The organism is Streptomyces sp. KL116D, assembly GCF_030766975.1.
Taxonomy (GTDB): Bacteria; Actinomycetota; Actinomycetes; order Streptomycetales; family Streptomycetaceae; genus Streptomyces; species Streptomyces longispororuber_A.
The window spans coordinates 22889-37454 of sequence record NZ_JASERH010000043.1 but is presented as its reverse complement, the minus strand read 5'-3'; the positions used below and the strand labels follow the sequence as shown (position 1 = coordinate 37454).

Below are 14566 nucleotides of genomic sequence, written 5' to 3'. Positions count from 1 at the left end.
GCTGCGCGTACGCCTGTTGGGGCTGCTCGGCATCACGTCGGTGCTGCTGGCCGGCTGTGGCATCCGGTCCACGGAGGTGCCCACCGACTTCGGCGCGGCGCCCACCCGCGTGGGCTGCTCCCTGTCCGGCTCGGACGAGGTCGAGGCACGGGCGGGCGGCGAGTTCGCGGTGCAGGTCTATCTGGTCTGTACGTCGCAGCTGGTGACGGTGGACCGCACGGTGACCCTGGACCGCGGTCAGGGCACGGACCGCGTCGTGGTCGCGCAGCAGCTCCTGGAGCAGCTGGCGAAGCGCCCGCCGGCGGACGAGCGGCAGGCCGGCTACTCGACGGACGTCCGCTCCGGCACCCGGGTCACCGGCCCGCGGCAGGGCGACCCGGCCGACGCCCTGCGGCTGAACACGCCGCCCGACGACCTCTCGCCGTACGCCCTGGCCCAGATCGTGTGCACGTTCGCGAACAGCCGGGTGACGGCGGAGGACGGCGGGCACGTGGTGCTCGGCGGTCCCGGTGACGACCCGCTGCGCGACTACGAGTGCTCGGACGCGGTGAAGGCGCGGCCCGGACTCATCCCGGCGCCCGCCGAGACCGTCGGGTGACCCACGTCATCCCGAACCCCCCGGAACCGATCCTCCCGCCCCCGGCGTCTAGGGGGGCGTGCAGCGCCATCGCTCGGGCGGCCACAGCGCCGCCTTCCGCTTCCGTACGGCAGGGCTAGCCCTTCTCGCCGTGCATCTTCTGCTCGTCGGATGGATCACGCTGCGCCCCCTGGACGTGCCATGGGTCAGCGCCGCGAACCTGCATCCGCTGGCGGGCATCCGCGCCGATCTGGCGCTCGGCTGGCGCGAGGGGGCGAAGCGCATCGGCGAGGGACTCGTCCTGCTCGCGCCGCTCGGCGTGCTGCTTCCGCTGGCCGGTGGCCGGCTCCACGTCTCGGTGTGGGGTTCGCTGGTGCGCACGGTCGCGGCGGGCGCCCTCATCTCGCTCGGCATCGAGCTGTTGCAGACGGGCGTGCCGGGTCAGGTCGTCGACATCGACTCGCTGCTGCTCAACACGGTGGGCGTGGGGCTCGCGCACCTCGCGGTGACGCCCGCCCTCAGGGCGTGGCTCCGCCGTAGGTCCGAGAGGCTTCCCCTGCCCGTGGAGGAGTCTCCTCAGGGTCGGACCCCGACGATTACCAGGGTCGGCATCGCCCCGTGAGCTGACGCTTTGCCCGGTTCGTGACCGTACCTTCGAAGACGTAGACAGCAATCCTCGAAGGTTCGCGAAGGAGCCCACCATGACCGCCCTGGCCCGCCCCACCAACGGACGGATGATCGGCGGAGTGTGCGCAGCGCTGGCACGGCGCTTCGGCACCTCCGCGACCACGATGCGCGTGATCTTCCTGCTCTCGTGCCTGCTGCCCGGCCCCCAGTTCCTGCTGTACATCGCGCTGTGGGTGCTGCTGCCGAGCGAGGGCAAGGTCCGCCAGGCCTGGTGACCCACGGCCGGTGACGGCGCACGCCGAAGGGGCGCACCCGCGGATCGCGGGTGCGCCCCTTCGGCGTTCTGCGGTGCGGTCAGCCACCCAGCGGCAGGCCGCCGCCGGCCAGCGGCAGGCCCTGGGTGGGCAGGCCCTTCGTGGGCAGCCCGCCGAGCAGCCCGGAGACCGGGTCGCCGCCCTCGGCGACCTTCTCGACGACGGGCTGCGCGGCGGTGAGGCCGCCGCCCAGGGCGTTGTGCGCGGCGCTCACGGCCTCCGGGCCACCGGCGGGCAGCGTGCTCGCCGCCTGCTCGAGGGGCACGGCCGAGGTCACGGAGCCGAGGGCCCCGGCGGCGTCGGGAACGGCCGGGGCGGCGTTCGCGGCACCGGCACCGGCGGCGGCGAAGGCGACACCGAGAGCGGCGACACCGAGGGTCTTGGCAGCAGACTGCTTCATGGGTCCCTTGTTCCTGATTCCTTGAAGACGGGGTTCCGTGCTGGCCAACACCCCAACCCGCCGGGGAGTTACTGGACCCTCTGTGCCACGCCCTCTCGCAACCCACCGTTCCGAAGGAAAGAACCGCAGGTCAGAGGCGCGCGGACGGCCTCGTGAACCTGAGGTGACAGTATGTCGATCTTCGTCAACACCAGGTTGACCGGAACGGTGGGTTCCGATGGGTTCGGCCTACTGGAACAGCCACTCCGCGCGCAGTTCGGCGTACCGCGGCTTCACCACGTCGTTGATCATGGCGAGACGCTCGTCGAACGGGATGAACGCCGACTTGAGCGCGTTCACCGTGAACCACTCGAAGTCCGTCAGCGAGTAACCGAACGTCTCGGCCAGCAGTCCGAACTCGCGGCTCATGGAGGTCCCCGACATGAGCCTGTTGTCCGTGTTGACCGTGACGCGGAAGCGCAGCTTGCGCAGCAGCCCGATGGGGTGCTCGGCGAGGGAACTCGCCGCGCCCGTCTGGAGGTTGGACGACGGGCACATCTCCAGCGGGACGCGCTTGTCACGGACGTACGAGGCGAGCCGGCCCAGCTGGACGCCGCCGTCGGCCCCGACCTTGATGTCGTCGATGATGCGCACGCCGTGCCCGAGCCGGTCGGCGCCGCACCACTGCAGGGCCTGCCAGATCGAGGGCAGGCCGAACGCCTCGCCCGCGTGGATCGTGAAGTGGTTGTTCTCGCGCTTGAGGTACTCGAACGCGTCGAGGTGGCGGGTGGGCGGGAAGCCCGCCTCGGCGCCCGCGATGTCGAAGCCGACGACGCCCGAGTCGCGGTAGCGGTTGGCGAGTTCGGCGATCTCCAGGGCGCGGGCGGCGTGCCGCATCGCGGTGAGCAGCGCGCCGACCCGGATGCGGTGCCCGTTCGCCTTCGCGCGGCGCTCGCCCTCGCGGAAGCCCTCGTTGACCGCCTCGACGACCTCTTCGAGGGTGAGGCCCTGCTCCAGGTGCTGCTCCGGCGCGTAGCGGATCTCGGCGTAGACGACGCCGTCCTCGGCGAGGTCCTCGGCGCACTCGGCGGCGACCCGGAAGAGGGCCTCCTTGGTCTGCATGACGGCGCAGGTGTGCGCGAACGTCTCCAAGTACCGCTCCAGGGAACCGGAGTCGGCCGCCTCGCGGAACCAGAGGCCCAGCTTGTCGGGGTCGGTCTCGGGCAGGTTCGCGTAGCCCTGCTCGCGCGCCAGGTCGACGATCGTGCCCGGGCGCAGGCCGCCGTCGAGGTGGTCGTGGAGGAGCACCTTGGGCGCGCGGCGGATCTGCTCGGGGGTCGGCACCTGGCGGCCGTCGGGGTTCGCGGTGGTCTGGCTCGTCATTTCGGCACTCTAACTCCTACGCGCGTAGATCGCGCCGGTTCGTTGTCGGTTCGTTGCCGACGGACCACCGGGCCAAGATCGGTCGATACGCAACAGTGACCCTGCGGACGGGTGGCGTACATCAGGGCTTCTGACACTGTTCTGTCATGCAGCAGCAAGCGACGCCGGTCCGTGCGGCCAGGCTCGGCAAGGCGGTCGGCCCCGTGCCGAGGGCGGTCAGCGGCGTGGTGCTGCTGCTGCCCGCGGGCGAGGAGACGTCCACCCGCAGACCGTCGCCCCTTGCCGCCCCGGCCATACGCTCCCTCGCCCGCCGCCTCACCCGCGCGGGCCGGGACGACGGCCTGGTCGCGCACGTCGTGCACTACCGGGTCCGCGGCTGGAACGGCACGCAGGCCGGGCTCGCCCGGGACGCCGAGTGGGCGGCCGACGAGGTCGTGCGCCGCTACGGGGACGTACCGGTGTGTCTGCTCGGCGTCGACATGGGCGGACGCGCGGCCCTGCACGCAGGCGGCCACCCGGCCGTCAACTCCGTGCTGGCGATCGCCCCTTGGCTGCCGGAGGACGACGTCGCGGCGCCGCCCGAACCGGTGAAGCAGCTCGCGGGGCGGCGCGTCCTGATCGTGCACGGCACCGACGACCGGCGCACGGACCCGGAGCTGTCGTTCCGGCTGGCCGGGCGGGCGAAGAAGGCGAACCGGGACGTGTGCCGGTTCGAGGTGCACTCGGACGGGCACAGTCTGGCCGGTCACCGGCCCGAAGTCGCCGCGCTCGCCGCCGACTTCACGCTCGGCACGCTCTTCGGCCGCCCGTTCTCCCGGCCGCTCCAGGACGCGCTCGCCGCGCCGCCGCCGATCGGGCTGCGGATGCCGCTCGCGGCCGGGTTCGGTCAGTCGCTGGGGAGGTAGTCCCCGGCGTCCGTGTCCGTACCGGCGGCCGCGGCCGCGGCGAGCAGCGCGCCGAGGACCCGGGGCGCGTCGTTCTCCCCCGCGAGGACCAGGACCGTGCGGTCGCCGTCGGCGCACTCCACGACGACGGGGGTCTCGCGCCGGCTCGGCGGCACGAACGGCGGTTCCCCGACGAGGAGTTCGCGCACCCGGCGCACCGTGAGGGTCGCCGGGAGCGGGGCGAGCGCGACCTTCCCCGTGGGGTCCGGGGTGGCCGTCGGGGGGCCGTCGCCGATCACCAGGCAGTCGTAGCCCGGCCTGCTGTAGGGCACGTCGCCGTGCACCACCGCGCGCAGCACCCGCCGCCCGGCGGGCGGCACCGGGACGACCCTCGCCGGGCCCCGCCGCCCGCGCCGCACCGACCACCAGCACACCAGGACCGAGAACAGCAGCGCCGGGACGACGGCGCCCGCGGTGAACCGCAGGCCCGCCCACACGTCGGAGCCCAGGAGCACGACCGGGAAGCCGGCGCACGCGACGAGGAGGCCCGTCACGAACCCGACGGTGTGCCCCCAGGGGTACCGGTCGCCCGCGCGCACCGGCCGGCGGCGGCTGCGCGCCCAGAACGAGAGGGCGCCGAGCCCGCCGGCCAGCGCCGCCACGGCGAACGCGCCGGGCAGCCGGCCGTCGTGCACCCGGGACAGCGCGGCCTGCTGCGTACGGTCACCGAACCGGACCGCCCTGACCTGGTCCTTCCAGTACGTGACGGTGACCCGGTCGCCGCGGCGCACCGCGTCGTGGACCGGACCGGGGTCGGTGAACTCGACCCGGTGGTCGTCGGCCGCGGGGGCGCCGGCGGCCCGCAGCCGCAGGTAGGAGCGGGCGTTCCGGTCGTCGGAGTCGCGGCCCTTGGCCGTGACGGTCTCCGTGACGGCGGCCCGGCAGGTGTCGGCGCGGGTGCCCGCGGGGCAGTCGGGGGCCGCCGCGTACGCCCGGTTGTCCGCCTCGGCGAGCGGGACGAGGGCGAACAGGACGGCGCCGGCCAGGACGAGGAACAGGCCCGCCCGGCCGAACCGCCGCGCCTTGACCGCCCAGTCGTCGGATGCCCCGGAACGTTCGCCCACCCTGTCCTGCCCGCCCGTCGTCCCTCGGCCGTCCGCCGCCTCCTGGCATGGTGGCACGGGCGCGCTACTCCAGCCCCGCCTGCTCCGGGAGCAACCGCCCCCGCCGGGACAGCAGGAACTTCTTGAACGCGGCGACCGGCGGGGTGTCCGGGTGGCCGTCGAGCCAGGCCACCCCGATCTCCCGGACCGCCCGCTGCCCGGTGACCGCCAGCTCCACAACGCCGGGGCGCGGCACGGCCGGTGGCGGCAGCAGGGCCACCCCGAGCCCCGCCGCGACCAGACCCCGCAGCGTCTCCGCCTCCTCGCCCTCGAACGCGATCCGCGGCTTGAAGCCCGCCTCCGCGCACAGGTCGTCGGTGATGCGGCGCAGCCCGTAGCCGGGCTCCAGCGTGACGAACACCTCGTCCGCGGTCTCGGCGAGGCGGATGCGCTTGCGGGTGGCGAGGCGGTGGTCCTCGGGGACGACGAGGCGCAGCCGCTGCTCGTCGAGGCGGCGGGCCACCAGACCGGGGGCGTCCGGCACCGGAGAGGTGAGGCAGAGGTCGAGCTCGCCCGCGCGCAGCTTCTCCAGCATGGCCTCGCCGTAGTTCTGCACGAGGCTGAAGCGGATCCGGGGATGGTCGGCGCGGAAGGCGCGGATCAGGCCGGGCACCGTCTCCGTACCCATGGTGTGCAGGAAGCCGAAGGCGACCTTGCCCGATTCCGGATCGGCGTCGGCGCGGACGGACTCGGCCGCCTTCTCCACCTCGCCGAGGGCCCGGTCGACCGAGCCGAGGAAGGTGCGGCCCGCGGGCGTGAGCGACACCGTGCGGCCGTGCCGGGCGAACAGTTCGACGCCCAGGTCCTGTTCGAGCCGGACCATCGCGCGCGACAGCGTCGACTGCGGGACGTTCAGCTCCTGCGCGGCGCGGGTGACGTGCTCGGTGCGGGCGACCGCGGCGAAGTAGGAGAGCCGCGGCGCGAGGAGGGTGACCATGTCTTCTGCGTCACTGGACGGTGACGGGCGCCGCCGTGACCTCTGCTCATGCTCCATGGGAACGATTATGGAGTGTTCATGCATTGGACGCATGAGTCGGGCGGTCCTACCTTCGTCGGTATGCCTCCTGCCAGTAGCCGGGCGGCCGCCAGCCCTGCGGTCGCCGCCCCCGTCCCTTCGCCTTCCTCCGGTGACACCCGCATGAGTCCGGGCGGGCCCGGCTACCGCCGGATGAGCCTCGCCCTGTTCCTCGCCGGTGTCGCGACCTTCGCGCTGCTGTACTCCACGCAGGCCCTGCTCCCCCTCGTCTCCGCCGACTTCGGCGCCAGCGCGAGCGCGGCGAGCTGGACGGTGTCCGGTGCGACCGGCGCGCTCGCGCTGTGCGTGCTGCCGCTGAGCGCCCTGTCGGAGCGGTTCGGGCGGCGCACGGTGATGACGGCCTCCCTGTCGGTGGCGGTCACGCTCGGGCTGCTGGTCCCCTTCGCGCCGAACCTCGGCGTGCTGATCGCGCTGCGGGCGCTGCAGGGCGCGGCACTGGCCGGGCTGCCGGCCTCGGCGATGGCGTACCTCGCGGAGGAGGTGCGGCCGAATGCGCTGGTCGCGGCCATCGGCCTGTTCGTCGCGGGCAACTCCATCGGCGGCATGAGCGGCCGGGTCATCGGCGGCTGGATCGCGCAGGCGTGGGGCTGGCGGGCGGCCGTCGGCACCATCGGGGTGATCGCGGTGGTCTGCGCGATCGCCTTCCGGATGCTGCTGCCGGCGCCGCGGAACTTCACGCCGGGCTCGCTGCGGCCCCGGGCGCTCGCCCGGACGGTCGGCGGCCACCTCGCCAATCCGCTGCTGCGCCGCCTGTACGTGATCGGCGCGCTGTTCATGATGGTGTTCGGCGCGGTCTACACGGTGATCGGCTACCGGCTCACGGCGGCCCCGTTCTCCCTCCCGCAGGGCGTCGTCGGCTCGATCTTCCTGATCTACCTCGTGGGCACGGCCTCGTCGGCCGCGGCCGGGAAGCTGGTCGCGCGGCTCGGGCGGCGCGGCACCCTGTACCTGGCCGCGGGCACCACGACGGCGGGCCTGCTGCTCGCCCTGGTGCCCCAACTGCTCGTCGTGCTGCTCGGGTTGATGCTGATCACGGCGGGCTTCTTCGCCGGGCACGCGACCGCGTCGTCGTCCGTCAGCCACACCGCCACGCAGGGCAGGGCGCAGGCGTCGGCGCTGTACCAGTCCGCGTACTACATCGGCTCCAGCGTCGGCTCGGCCGTCGGCGCGGTCGCCTTCCACGCGGCGGGCTGGGGCGGCACGGTCGCCCTCGGTTTCGTCGCGGTGCTCGGCGTCGTCTCGATCACGGTGTGGGGCACGTACGCGGCGCGGGCCACGGCCCGCGGGACGGTGCGCGGAGCGGCGCACGCGCACTGAGACCACCCGGCCACTCCCGGTGGCAGGCGTCCCTCGCATGACCACCCCGGCCCTCGGACCTGCGCGTTTCGCCGGTCCGGGGGCCGTTGTCAGTGGGCTGCGGTAGCTTGCGGAGTGCTGGGACTCACAGCCGCTTGGGGGCGTTGGACAATGAGCGACACCGCGACGAAGGCCGGACTCGAAGACCTGGAGAAGTACCGGGTCGAGCTGACCGGGTACTGCTATCGGATGCTGGGCTCGGCGTTCGAGGCCGAGGACGCCGTGCAGGACACGATGGTGCGGGCCTGGCGCAGCTTCGACAAGTTCGAGGGCCGCTCCTCGCTGCGCTCGTGGCTGTACCGGATCGCGACGAACGTCTGCCTGGACCTGCTGAACGCGGGGAACAAGCGGGCCCGTCCGATGGACCTGACGGCCGCCGCGCCGCTCGCGCAGGCCGCACTGAATCCGCGCCCCGACAATGTCTGGCTGGAGCCGATGCCCGACGCCCGTGTCCTGCCGACCGTGCACGATCCGGCCGAGGCGGCCGTGGCCCGCGAGTCCGTGCGGCTCGCGTTCGTCGCGGCCCTGCAGCAACTGCCGTCGAAGCAGCGGGCGGTGCTGATCCTGCGCGAGGTCCTGGCCTGGAAGGCGCAGGAGGTCGCGGAGCTGCTCGACACCTCGGTGGCGTCGGTGAACAGCGCGCTGCAGCGGGCCCGTGCCACGCTCGCGGAGGCACCCCCCGCCGACTCGGCGACGGCGAACCCGCTCGACGACGAGCAGCAGAAGCTCCTGGAGCGCTACGTCACGGCCTTCGAGGGCTATGACATGAAGGCGCTCACCGAGCTCCTGGCCGAGGACGCCGTCATGACGATGCCGCCGTTCGACCTCTGGCTGCGCGGCACGGACGACATCACGGGCTTCATGCTCACGCTCGGCCACGAGTGCGAGGGCTCCCGCCTGCTGCCGGTCTCGGCGAACGGGACGCCGGCGTTCGCCCACTACAAGCCCGACCCGGAGAACGGCGGGTTCACGCCGTGGGCGATCCAGGTCCTGGAGATCTCAGAGGGCCGGATCGCCGGATTCCACTGCTTCCTGGACCTCAGCAAGCGGTGGTTCCCGCTGTTCGGCGTCCCGGAGCACCTCGACGCCTGAGTCGTCCGCTCCGGGCGCCTCGGCTCTCAGCACGCCGGCCAGACCGGCGAGTTGGATCAGCAGGGCCAGCTTCGGGGACGGATCGCGCAGCCGGATCCGTCCCCCGGCCCGGCGGGCCGCGAGCTGCATCCGGGCGAGGGCGTCGATGGTCGCGAGGTCGGTGCCGGTCACTCCGGAGACGTCGACGACCACGGTCGGCGTGATCGCCCGGGCGGCGAGGACGCGCTCGCACAGCCCGGGTGCGTCGCCGGGTCTGATCGGCCCGGCGACCACCACGACAGAAGGAGACGAGGAAGCAGCCACGTATTCAGGACCGGGCGGCGGGCCGGAACTCATCGGTGCCGTCCGGATACGCGGCGTGTGCTGGGTCACGTTGAGCTGGATCAACGTTGACCTGCGGTTCCTCCGCGTCCGAGGGTGGGGTACGTGCAGGGGGTACTCAACGGGTTCGCGGTCATCGCCATCGTCATCGCGGTCGGCTACGTCATCGGCCGGCGCGGCTATCTGGGCGACGGCGGCCGTGAGGTCCTCACCAAGCTGGCCTTCCACGTGGCGACGCCCGCCCTGCTCTTCACGATGCTCGCCAAGGCGGACCTGTCGCTGATCCTCTCGCCGAGCCTGCTGGTCACCGCGCTGTCCACGGTGGCGGTGGCCAGCGTCTTCGTGACGGTGGGGGTCGTGCGCCGCTGGGGCGTGGGCCGCACCACGATCGGCGCGCTCTGCTCCTCGTACGTGAACTCGGGGAACCTGGGCATCCCGATCGCGGTGTACGTGCTGGGCGACGCGTCGCTGGTGGCGCCGGTCCTGCTCTTCCAGCAGATCGTGGTGACGCCGGTCGCGCTGACGATCCTGGACCTGGCGGAGGCGTCGTCGGGCCCGCGACTCACCTGGGCGCAGCGCCTCTTCACGCCGTTCCGCAATCCGATCGCGATCGGCTCGCTGTCCGGGGTGCTGGTGTCGGCGACGGGCTGGACGGTGCCCTCCCCCGTCTTCGACCCGCTGGAACTGATCGCGAACATGTCGGTCCCGGCGATCCTGATCGCGTTCGGGATCTCGCTGTGCGGCAGTTCCTGGCCGGGCGGGCGCGGCGCGGACCGGGTGCCGGTGCTGCTGTCGACGTCCCTCAAGGCGATCGGCCAGCCACTGGCGGCCTGGGCCCTGGCCTCGTTCGTGTTCGGCCTGCACGGCGCCCGCCTCCTGGACGTCGTGGTGACCTCGGCGCTCCCGGCGGCCCAGAACCTCTTCACGTACGCGAGCCGCTACCGGGTGGGCGAGCGGCTGGCCCGGGAGTCGATCCTGCTGTCGACGATGGTGTCGGTGCCGGTGCTCGTGGTGGTCGCGGCGTTGCTGGGGTGAGGCCGGCCCTCCGGGCGGCGGCGCCGCCGAGCAGCACCGGAACGCAGGCCGGACGGGACCGGCGCGCGTGCACCGGTCCCGTCCTCCCGAACGATGGAACCCCGGGTCAGCCGATGCGTTCCAGCACGATCGGGCCCGCCGTGAACTCCGTCCCCGCGGGCGCGATGTCGTAGCCGCCGTCCAGCGCCTCCAGGGCGTACGCGAAGCGCTCGGGCGTGTCCGTGTGCAGGGTCAGCAGGGGGCGGCCCGCGACGACCGGGTCGCCCGGCTTCGCGTGCAGTTCTATGCCGGCGGCGGCCTGCACCGGGTCCTCCTTGCGGGCCCGGCCGGCGCCGAGCCGCCAGGCCGCGAGGCCCACCGAGAGGGCGTCGAGCCGGGTGAGGACGCCGGACCGCGGCGCCGTCACGACGTGCGTCTCGCGGGCCACCGGCAGCGCGGCCGAGGGGTCACCGCCCTGCGCCGCGATCATCCGCCGCCACGCGTCCATCGCCGAGCCGTCCGCGAGGGCCTTCGCCGGGTCGGCGTCCTTCAGGCCGGCCGCGTCGAGCATCTCGCGGGCCAGGGCGAGGGTGAGCTCGACGACGTCGGCGGGGCCGCCGCCGGCCAGCACCTCGACGGATTCCCGTACTTCGAGCGCGTTGCCCGCGGTCAGGCCGAGCGGGGTGTTCATGTCCGTCACGAGCGCGACCGTCGGCAGACCGTGGTCGGCGCCCAACCCGACCATCGTGGCCGCGAGTTCCCGGGCCTGGTCGAGCTCACGCATGAAGGCGCCCGTGCCGACCTTCACGTCGAGCACCAGGGAGCCGGTGCCCTCCGCGATCTTCTTCGACATGATCGAGGAGGCGATCAGCGGGATGCAGTCCACGGTCGCCGTGACGTCGCGCAGCGCGTAGAGCTTCTTGTCGGCGGGGGCGAGGCCGCTGCCGGGCGCGCAGATCACGGCGCCCACGTCCGCCAGGGTCCGCATCATCTCCTCGTTCGAGATGTCCGCGCGCCAGCCGGGGATCGCCTCCAGCTTGTCGAGGGTGCCGCCGGTGTGGCCCAGGCCCCGCCCGGACAGCTGCGGCACGGCGGCGCCGCAGGCCGCGACGAGGGGGGCGAGCGGCAGCGTGATCTTGTCGCCGACGCCGCCCGTGGAGTGCTTGTCGGCGGCGGGCCGCGCGAGGACCGAGAAGTCCATCCGCTCGCCGGAGTCGATCATCGCGGCCGTCCAGCGGGCGATCTCCGCGCGGTCCATCCCGTTCAGGAAGATCGCCATGGCCAGCGCCGACATCTGCTCGTCGGCGACCTCGCCCCGGGTGTACGCGTCGACGACCCAGTCGATCTGGGCGTCGCTGAGGCGGCCCCGGTCCCGCTTCGTACGGATGACGGAGATGACGTCCATGGCATTCCTTCCGGCTCGGGCGTGCGAGGTGCGCGCGTGGATCCCGCCGACTCTACGCGCATAGACGCCGCAGGTGAAGGCGGACCGGGAATCCGTCCTCGACCCCGCCCCGGCCGCGGGGCGCAAGCACTGACCGGCCCGTCCCCCCAACGCGTCGGGCCCGGCACCGCGAGAGCGGTACCGGGCCCGACGCACGTGCGGGAACCGTCAGTTCAGGTGCTCGGGGCCGAACGCGTCCGGCAGCATCTCCGCCAGCGTCCGCACCCCGCCCGGCGTCTCCAGGAGCAGCTCCCGGCCGCCGAACTCGTACAGCAGCTGACGGCAGCGGCCGCACGGCATGAGCAGGTCGCCCTTGCCGTCCACGCACGTGAAGTGCGTCAGCCGCCCGCCGCCCGTGAGCTGCAGCTGCGAGACCAGCCCGCACTCGGCGCACAGCCCTATGCCGTACGAGGCGTTCTCGACGTTGCAGCCGGTGACCGTGCGGCCGTCGTCGACGCGGGCCGCCGCACCGACCGGGAAGCCCGAGTACGGGGCGTAGGCACGGGACATGGCCTCGCGCGCGGCCGCCCGCAGGGCCTCCCAGTCGGTGTCGGTCACTTGCCCTGTCCCTTCCGGTACGGCTGTCCGTCCGCCTTCGGCATGCGCAGCCGTTGGGCCGAGAGTGCCAGAACCAGCATGGTCAGGACGTACGGCATGGCCGTGGCGACCTGGCTGGGCACCGAGTCCGTGGACGCGTACCAGAAGAAGAGCAGCACCGAGACGGCGAGCGTCACGACGCCGCCCACGTACTTCTTCTTCCAGATCAGCCAGGCCACCGCGAGCAGCGCCAGGATCGCGATCAGCAGGAGCAGCGCGTGCGTGTTCTCCGTGCCGCCGCGGACCTTGAGGGTGTCGCTGTAGCCGAACAGGCCCGCGCCCAGGGCGAGTCCGCCCGGCATCCAGTTGCCGAAGATCATCGCGGCGAGGCCGATGTAGCCGCGGCCGCCGGTCTGGCCCTCCAGGTAGTAGTTGGAGGAGACCATGGAGAGGAAGGCGCCGCCGAGGCCGGCCAGCGCGCCCGAGATGATCACGGCCAGGTACTTGTACTTGATCACGTTGACGCCGAGCGACTCGGCCGCGATCGGGTTCTCGCCGCAGGAGCGCAGGCGCAGCCCGAACGAGGTGCGCCACAGGATCCACCAGGAGATCGGGACGAGGGCGACCGCGATCAGCGTCAGCCAGGAGACCCGGGTCATCACGCCGCCGAGCAGGCCGGCGAGGTCGGATATCAGGAAGTAGCCCTGCTTGTTGAGGTCGCCGAGGGCGTCCGCGAGGCCGGGGACCGTGAACTCGCCGAGGCTCGGCACCGCGGGCGACTGGCGGGAGGTGGCGCCCTCCATGCCGTCGTAGGTGAGGACCGAGAGGTAGCGGGTGGCGCCGAGGGCCAGGATGTTGATGGCCACACCGGAGACGATGTGGTTCACGTTGAAGGTGACCGTCGCGAGAGCGTGCACCAGGCCGCCGATCGCGCCGCCGATCAGGGCGGCGACGACGCCGGTCCACGGACCCCACTGGTAGCCGGCCCAGGCGCCGAACCAGGTGCCGAGGATGAGCATGCCCTCGAGGCCGATGTTGACGACGCCCGCCCGCTCGGCCCACAGACCGCCCAGACCGGCCATGCCGATCGGGACGGCGAGGCGCAGTGCCGTGGACATCTGGCTGACGGAGGTGAGGCCGTCGGCGTCGGTGATCAGGCGGACCGCCGAGACCAGGCAGAGCAGCCCGGCGATGATCAGGAGCAGGACGGGAAGGCTGAGCTTGCGCCGGGCCGCCGGGGCGGCGGCCGGCGTCTTGTCGAGTGCGGGAGCCGTGCTCATCGGGCCGCCACCTCCTTCTTCGTGTCGTTGGTGTCGTCGCTGTCGGTGGTGCCGAGGACGTGGCCCGCGGCGAGTTCGGCGCCGACGCGCTGTTGCTGGCGGCGGGTGCCCCAGACGCGGACCGACTCGTAGGAGACGACCACGGCGATCACGATCAGGCCCTGCATGATCGTGGCGATCTCGGAGCTGTAGCCCTGGAGGTCGAGCGGGTCGGCCGCGTTGAACAGCCAGGACAGCAGCAGCGAGGCGAGCGCCATGCCCGCCGGGCTGTTGCGGCCGAGCAGCGCCACGGTGATGGCGTTGAAGCCGAGCGAGGCCGGGAAGGAGTCGGAGAAGGTGTGCGTCGAGCCGAGCAGCGTCGGCAGGCCGGCGAGGCCCGCGATCGCGCCCGACAGGAGCATCGCGGTGAGGACCATCTTCTTCGCCGAGACGCCGGAGGCGGCGGCCGCGGACTCGGAGGCGCCCGAGGCGCGCAGGTCGAAGCCGAACCGGGTGCGGTTGAGCATCAGCCAGTAGATGACGCCGAGGGCGACTCCGACGATGACGAAGCCGTAGATCGTGCCGACGCCCTCGCCCATGTCGATGCCCGGGAACCAGCCGGCCTTGTCCATCTCGCCGGTGGTCCGGTTGTTGCCGACGGCGACGCCGAAGGCGTCCTCCAGGGTGAGGTAGGAGATCACCGACGCGGCGATGGAGTTGAGCATGATCGTGGAGACGACCTCGCTCACGCCGCGGGTCACCTTGAGGACGCCGGCGATGCCGGACCAGATCGCGCCCGTGACCGCGGCCGACAGGATGAGCAGCGGGATCTGCAGGAACGCCGGGAAGGCGATGTGCGCGCCGACGATGGCGGTGACGCAGGCGGCGAGCCGGTACTGGCCCTCGACGCCGATGTTGAAGAGGTTCATCCGGAAGCCGACGGCCACCGCGAGCGCGCCGATGTAGAGACCGGCGGCGTCATTGATGATGAGGACCTGGACGTCGGAGAACGTCGCCTGCTCGAACATGATCGAGAACGGCTCGAAGGGGTTCTCCCCGGAGGCCGCGAGCACGATCGAGGTCAGCGTGAACGCCACGACCAGGGCGATGACGGGACCGGCCGCCGCGAGCAGGACCCTCTCAGTGTGCGCCGCGGACCAGCGCTTGAAGATGTTCATGG

Annotated in this window: 16 protein-coding genes; 7 read left to right on the top strand and 9 right to left on the bottom strand. The window is 72.7% G+C overall.

Features of this window, described 5'->3' with window-relative positions; translation table 11 throughout:
- Nucleotide 1 precedes the first annotated feature (1 nt).
- The 3 genes from RBJ77_RS17865 (at nucleotide 2) to RBJ77_RS17855 (ending at nucleotide 1479) form a co-directional block, all read left to right on the top strand.
- Nucleotides 2-598, top strand: coding sequence for a hypothetical protein (locus RBJ77_RS17865; RefSeq protein WP_372345973.1), 597 nt, complete (start codon nucleotides 2-4; stop codon nucleotides 596-598).
- Between the two features lie 58 nt (nucleotides 599-656).
- The gene (locus RBJ77_RS17860; protein WP_372345940.1) at nucleotides 657-1199 is read left to right on the top strand and encodes a VanZ family protein; all 543 of its coding nucleotides are present in this window, start codon (nucleotides 657-659) and stop codon (nucleotides 1197-1199) included.
- 79 nt (nucleotides 1200-1278) lie between these two features.
- A complete protein-coding gene (locus tag RBJ77_RS17855; protein ID WP_255975340.1) occupies nucleotides 1279-1479 on the top strand; it encodes a PspC domain-containing protein in 201 nt (66 codons plus the stop codon).
- Nucleotides 1480-1558: 79 nt separating this feature from the next.
- Here the strand turns inward: RBJ77_RS17855 and RBJ77_RS17850 are convergent, their stop codons facing one another.
- Together RBJ77_RS17850 and RBJ77_RS17845 are read right to left on the bottom strand one after the other, a co-directional pair.
- Complete coding sequence (locus RBJ77_RS17850) at nucleotides 1559-1918, bottom strand: ATP-binding protein (protein ID WP_372345939.1); 360 nt, start codon at nucleotides 1916-1918, stop codon at nucleotides 1559-1561.
- A gap of 228 nt (nucleotides 1919-2146) precedes the next feature.
- Entirely contained in the window at nucleotides 2147-3280 is a 1134-nt protein-coding gene (locus RBJ77_RS17845) for an adenosine deaminase (RefSeq protein ID WP_372345938.1), read from the bottom strand.
- Nucleotides 3281-3426: 146 nt separating this feature from the next.
- Here RBJ77_RS17845 and RBJ77_RS17840 point away from each other — a divergent pair, with 146 nt between their 5' ends.
- Nucleotides 3427-4185, top strand: a complete 759-nt coding sequence (locus tag RBJ77_RS17840; protein WP_372345937.1) for an alpha/beta hydrolase — start codon at nucleotides 3427-3429, stop codon at nucleotides 4183-4185.
- Here the strand turns inward: RBJ77_RS17840 and RBJ77_RS17835 are convergent.
- Together RBJ77_RS17835 and RBJ77_RS17830 are read right to left on the bottom strand one after the other, a co-directional pair.
- On the bottom strand, nucleotides 4167-5288 hold the full coding sequence (locus tag RBJ77_RS17835; RefSeq protein ID WP_372345936.1) for a hypothetical protein: 1122 nt from the start codon (nucleotides 5286-5288) through the stop codon (nucleotides 4167-4169). The genes RBJ77_RS17840 and RBJ77_RS17835 overlap by 19 nt on opposite strands.
- 64 nt (nucleotides 5289-5352) lie before the next feature.
- Nucleotides 5353-6321: a LysR family transcriptional regulator gene (locus RBJ77_RS17830; protein WP_372345935.1), complete on the bottom strand. Its 969-nt coding sequence runs from the start codon at nucleotides 6319-6321 to the stop codon at nucleotides 5353-5355.
- Between the two features lie 63 nt (nucleotides 6322-6384).
- On the opposite strand from RBJ77_RS17830, the gene RBJ77_RS17825 reads away from it, so the two are divergent.
- Complete coding sequence (locus RBJ77_RS17825) at nucleotides 6385-7680, top strand: MFS transporter (protein WP_372345934.1); 1296 nt, start codon at nucleotides 6385-6387, stop codon at nucleotides 7678-7680.
- A 150-nt stretch (nucleotides 7681-7830) separates the two neighbouring features.
- Nucleotides 7831-8811, top strand: coding sequence for a sigma-70 family RNA polymerase sigma factor (locus RBJ77_RS17820; RefSeq protein ID WP_372345933.1), 981 nt, complete (start codon nucleotides 7831-7833; stop codon nucleotides 8809-8811).
- Here RBJ77_RS17820 and RBJ77_RS17815 read toward each other — a convergent pair.
- A complete protein-coding gene (locus tag RBJ77_RS17815; RefSeq protein ID WP_372345932.1) occupies nucleotides 8719-9147 on the bottom strand; it encodes an STAS domain-containing protein in 429 nt (142 codons plus the stop codon). The genes RBJ77_RS17820 and RBJ77_RS17815 overlap by 93 nt on opposite strands.
- A gap of 90 nt (nucleotides 9148-9237) precedes the next feature.
- Between RBJ77_RS17815 and RBJ77_RS17810 the strand changes: the two genes are divergently transcribed.
- Nucleotides 9238-10167 carry an AEC family transporter gene (locus RBJ77_RS17810; protein WP_372345931.1) on the top strand — a complete coding sequence of 310 codons (930 nt, stop codon included), beginning with the start codon at nucleotides 9238-9240 and terminating at the stop codon, nucleotides 10165-10167.
- 106 nt (nucleotides 10168-10273) lie between these two features.
- Here RBJ77_RS17810 and RBJ77_RS17805 read toward each other — a convergent pair whose 3' ends face one another.
- The 4 genes from RBJ77_RS17805 to RBJ77_RS17790 form a co-directional block, all read right to left on the bottom strand.
- Complete coding sequence (locus RBJ77_RS17805; protein WP_372345930.1) at nucleotides 10274-11551, bottom strand: thymidine phosphorylase; 1278 nt, start codon at nucleotides 11549-11551, stop codon at nucleotides 10274-10276.
- Nucleotides 11552-11758: 207 nt separating this feature from the next.
- Nucleotides 11759-12148: a cytidine deaminase gene (locus tag RBJ77_RS17800; RefSeq protein ID WP_255975328.1), complete on the bottom strand. Its 390-nt coding sequence runs from the start codon at nucleotides 12146-12148 to the stop codon at nucleotides 11759-11761.
- Nucleotides 12145-13407 carry an ABC transporter permease gene (locus RBJ77_RS17795; RefSeq protein ID WP_372345929.1) on the bottom strand — a complete coding sequence of 421 codons (1263 nt, stop codon included), beginning with the start codon at nucleotides 13405-13407 and terminating at the stop codon, nucleotides 12145-12147. Before RBJ77_RS17795 ends, RBJ77_RS17800 begins: the two co-directional genes overlap by 4 nt.
- Nucleotides 13404-14564 (bottom strand): ABC transporter permease, encoded by a 1161-nt coding sequence (locus tag RBJ77_RS17790; protein ID WP_372345928.1) that lies wholly within the window; start codon nucleotides 14562-14564, stop codon nucleotides 13404-13406. The genes RBJ77_RS17795 and RBJ77_RS17790 overlap by 4 nt, the downstream gene beginning before the upstream one ends.
- Between the last annotated feature and the right edge of the window lie 2 nt (nucleotides 14565-14566).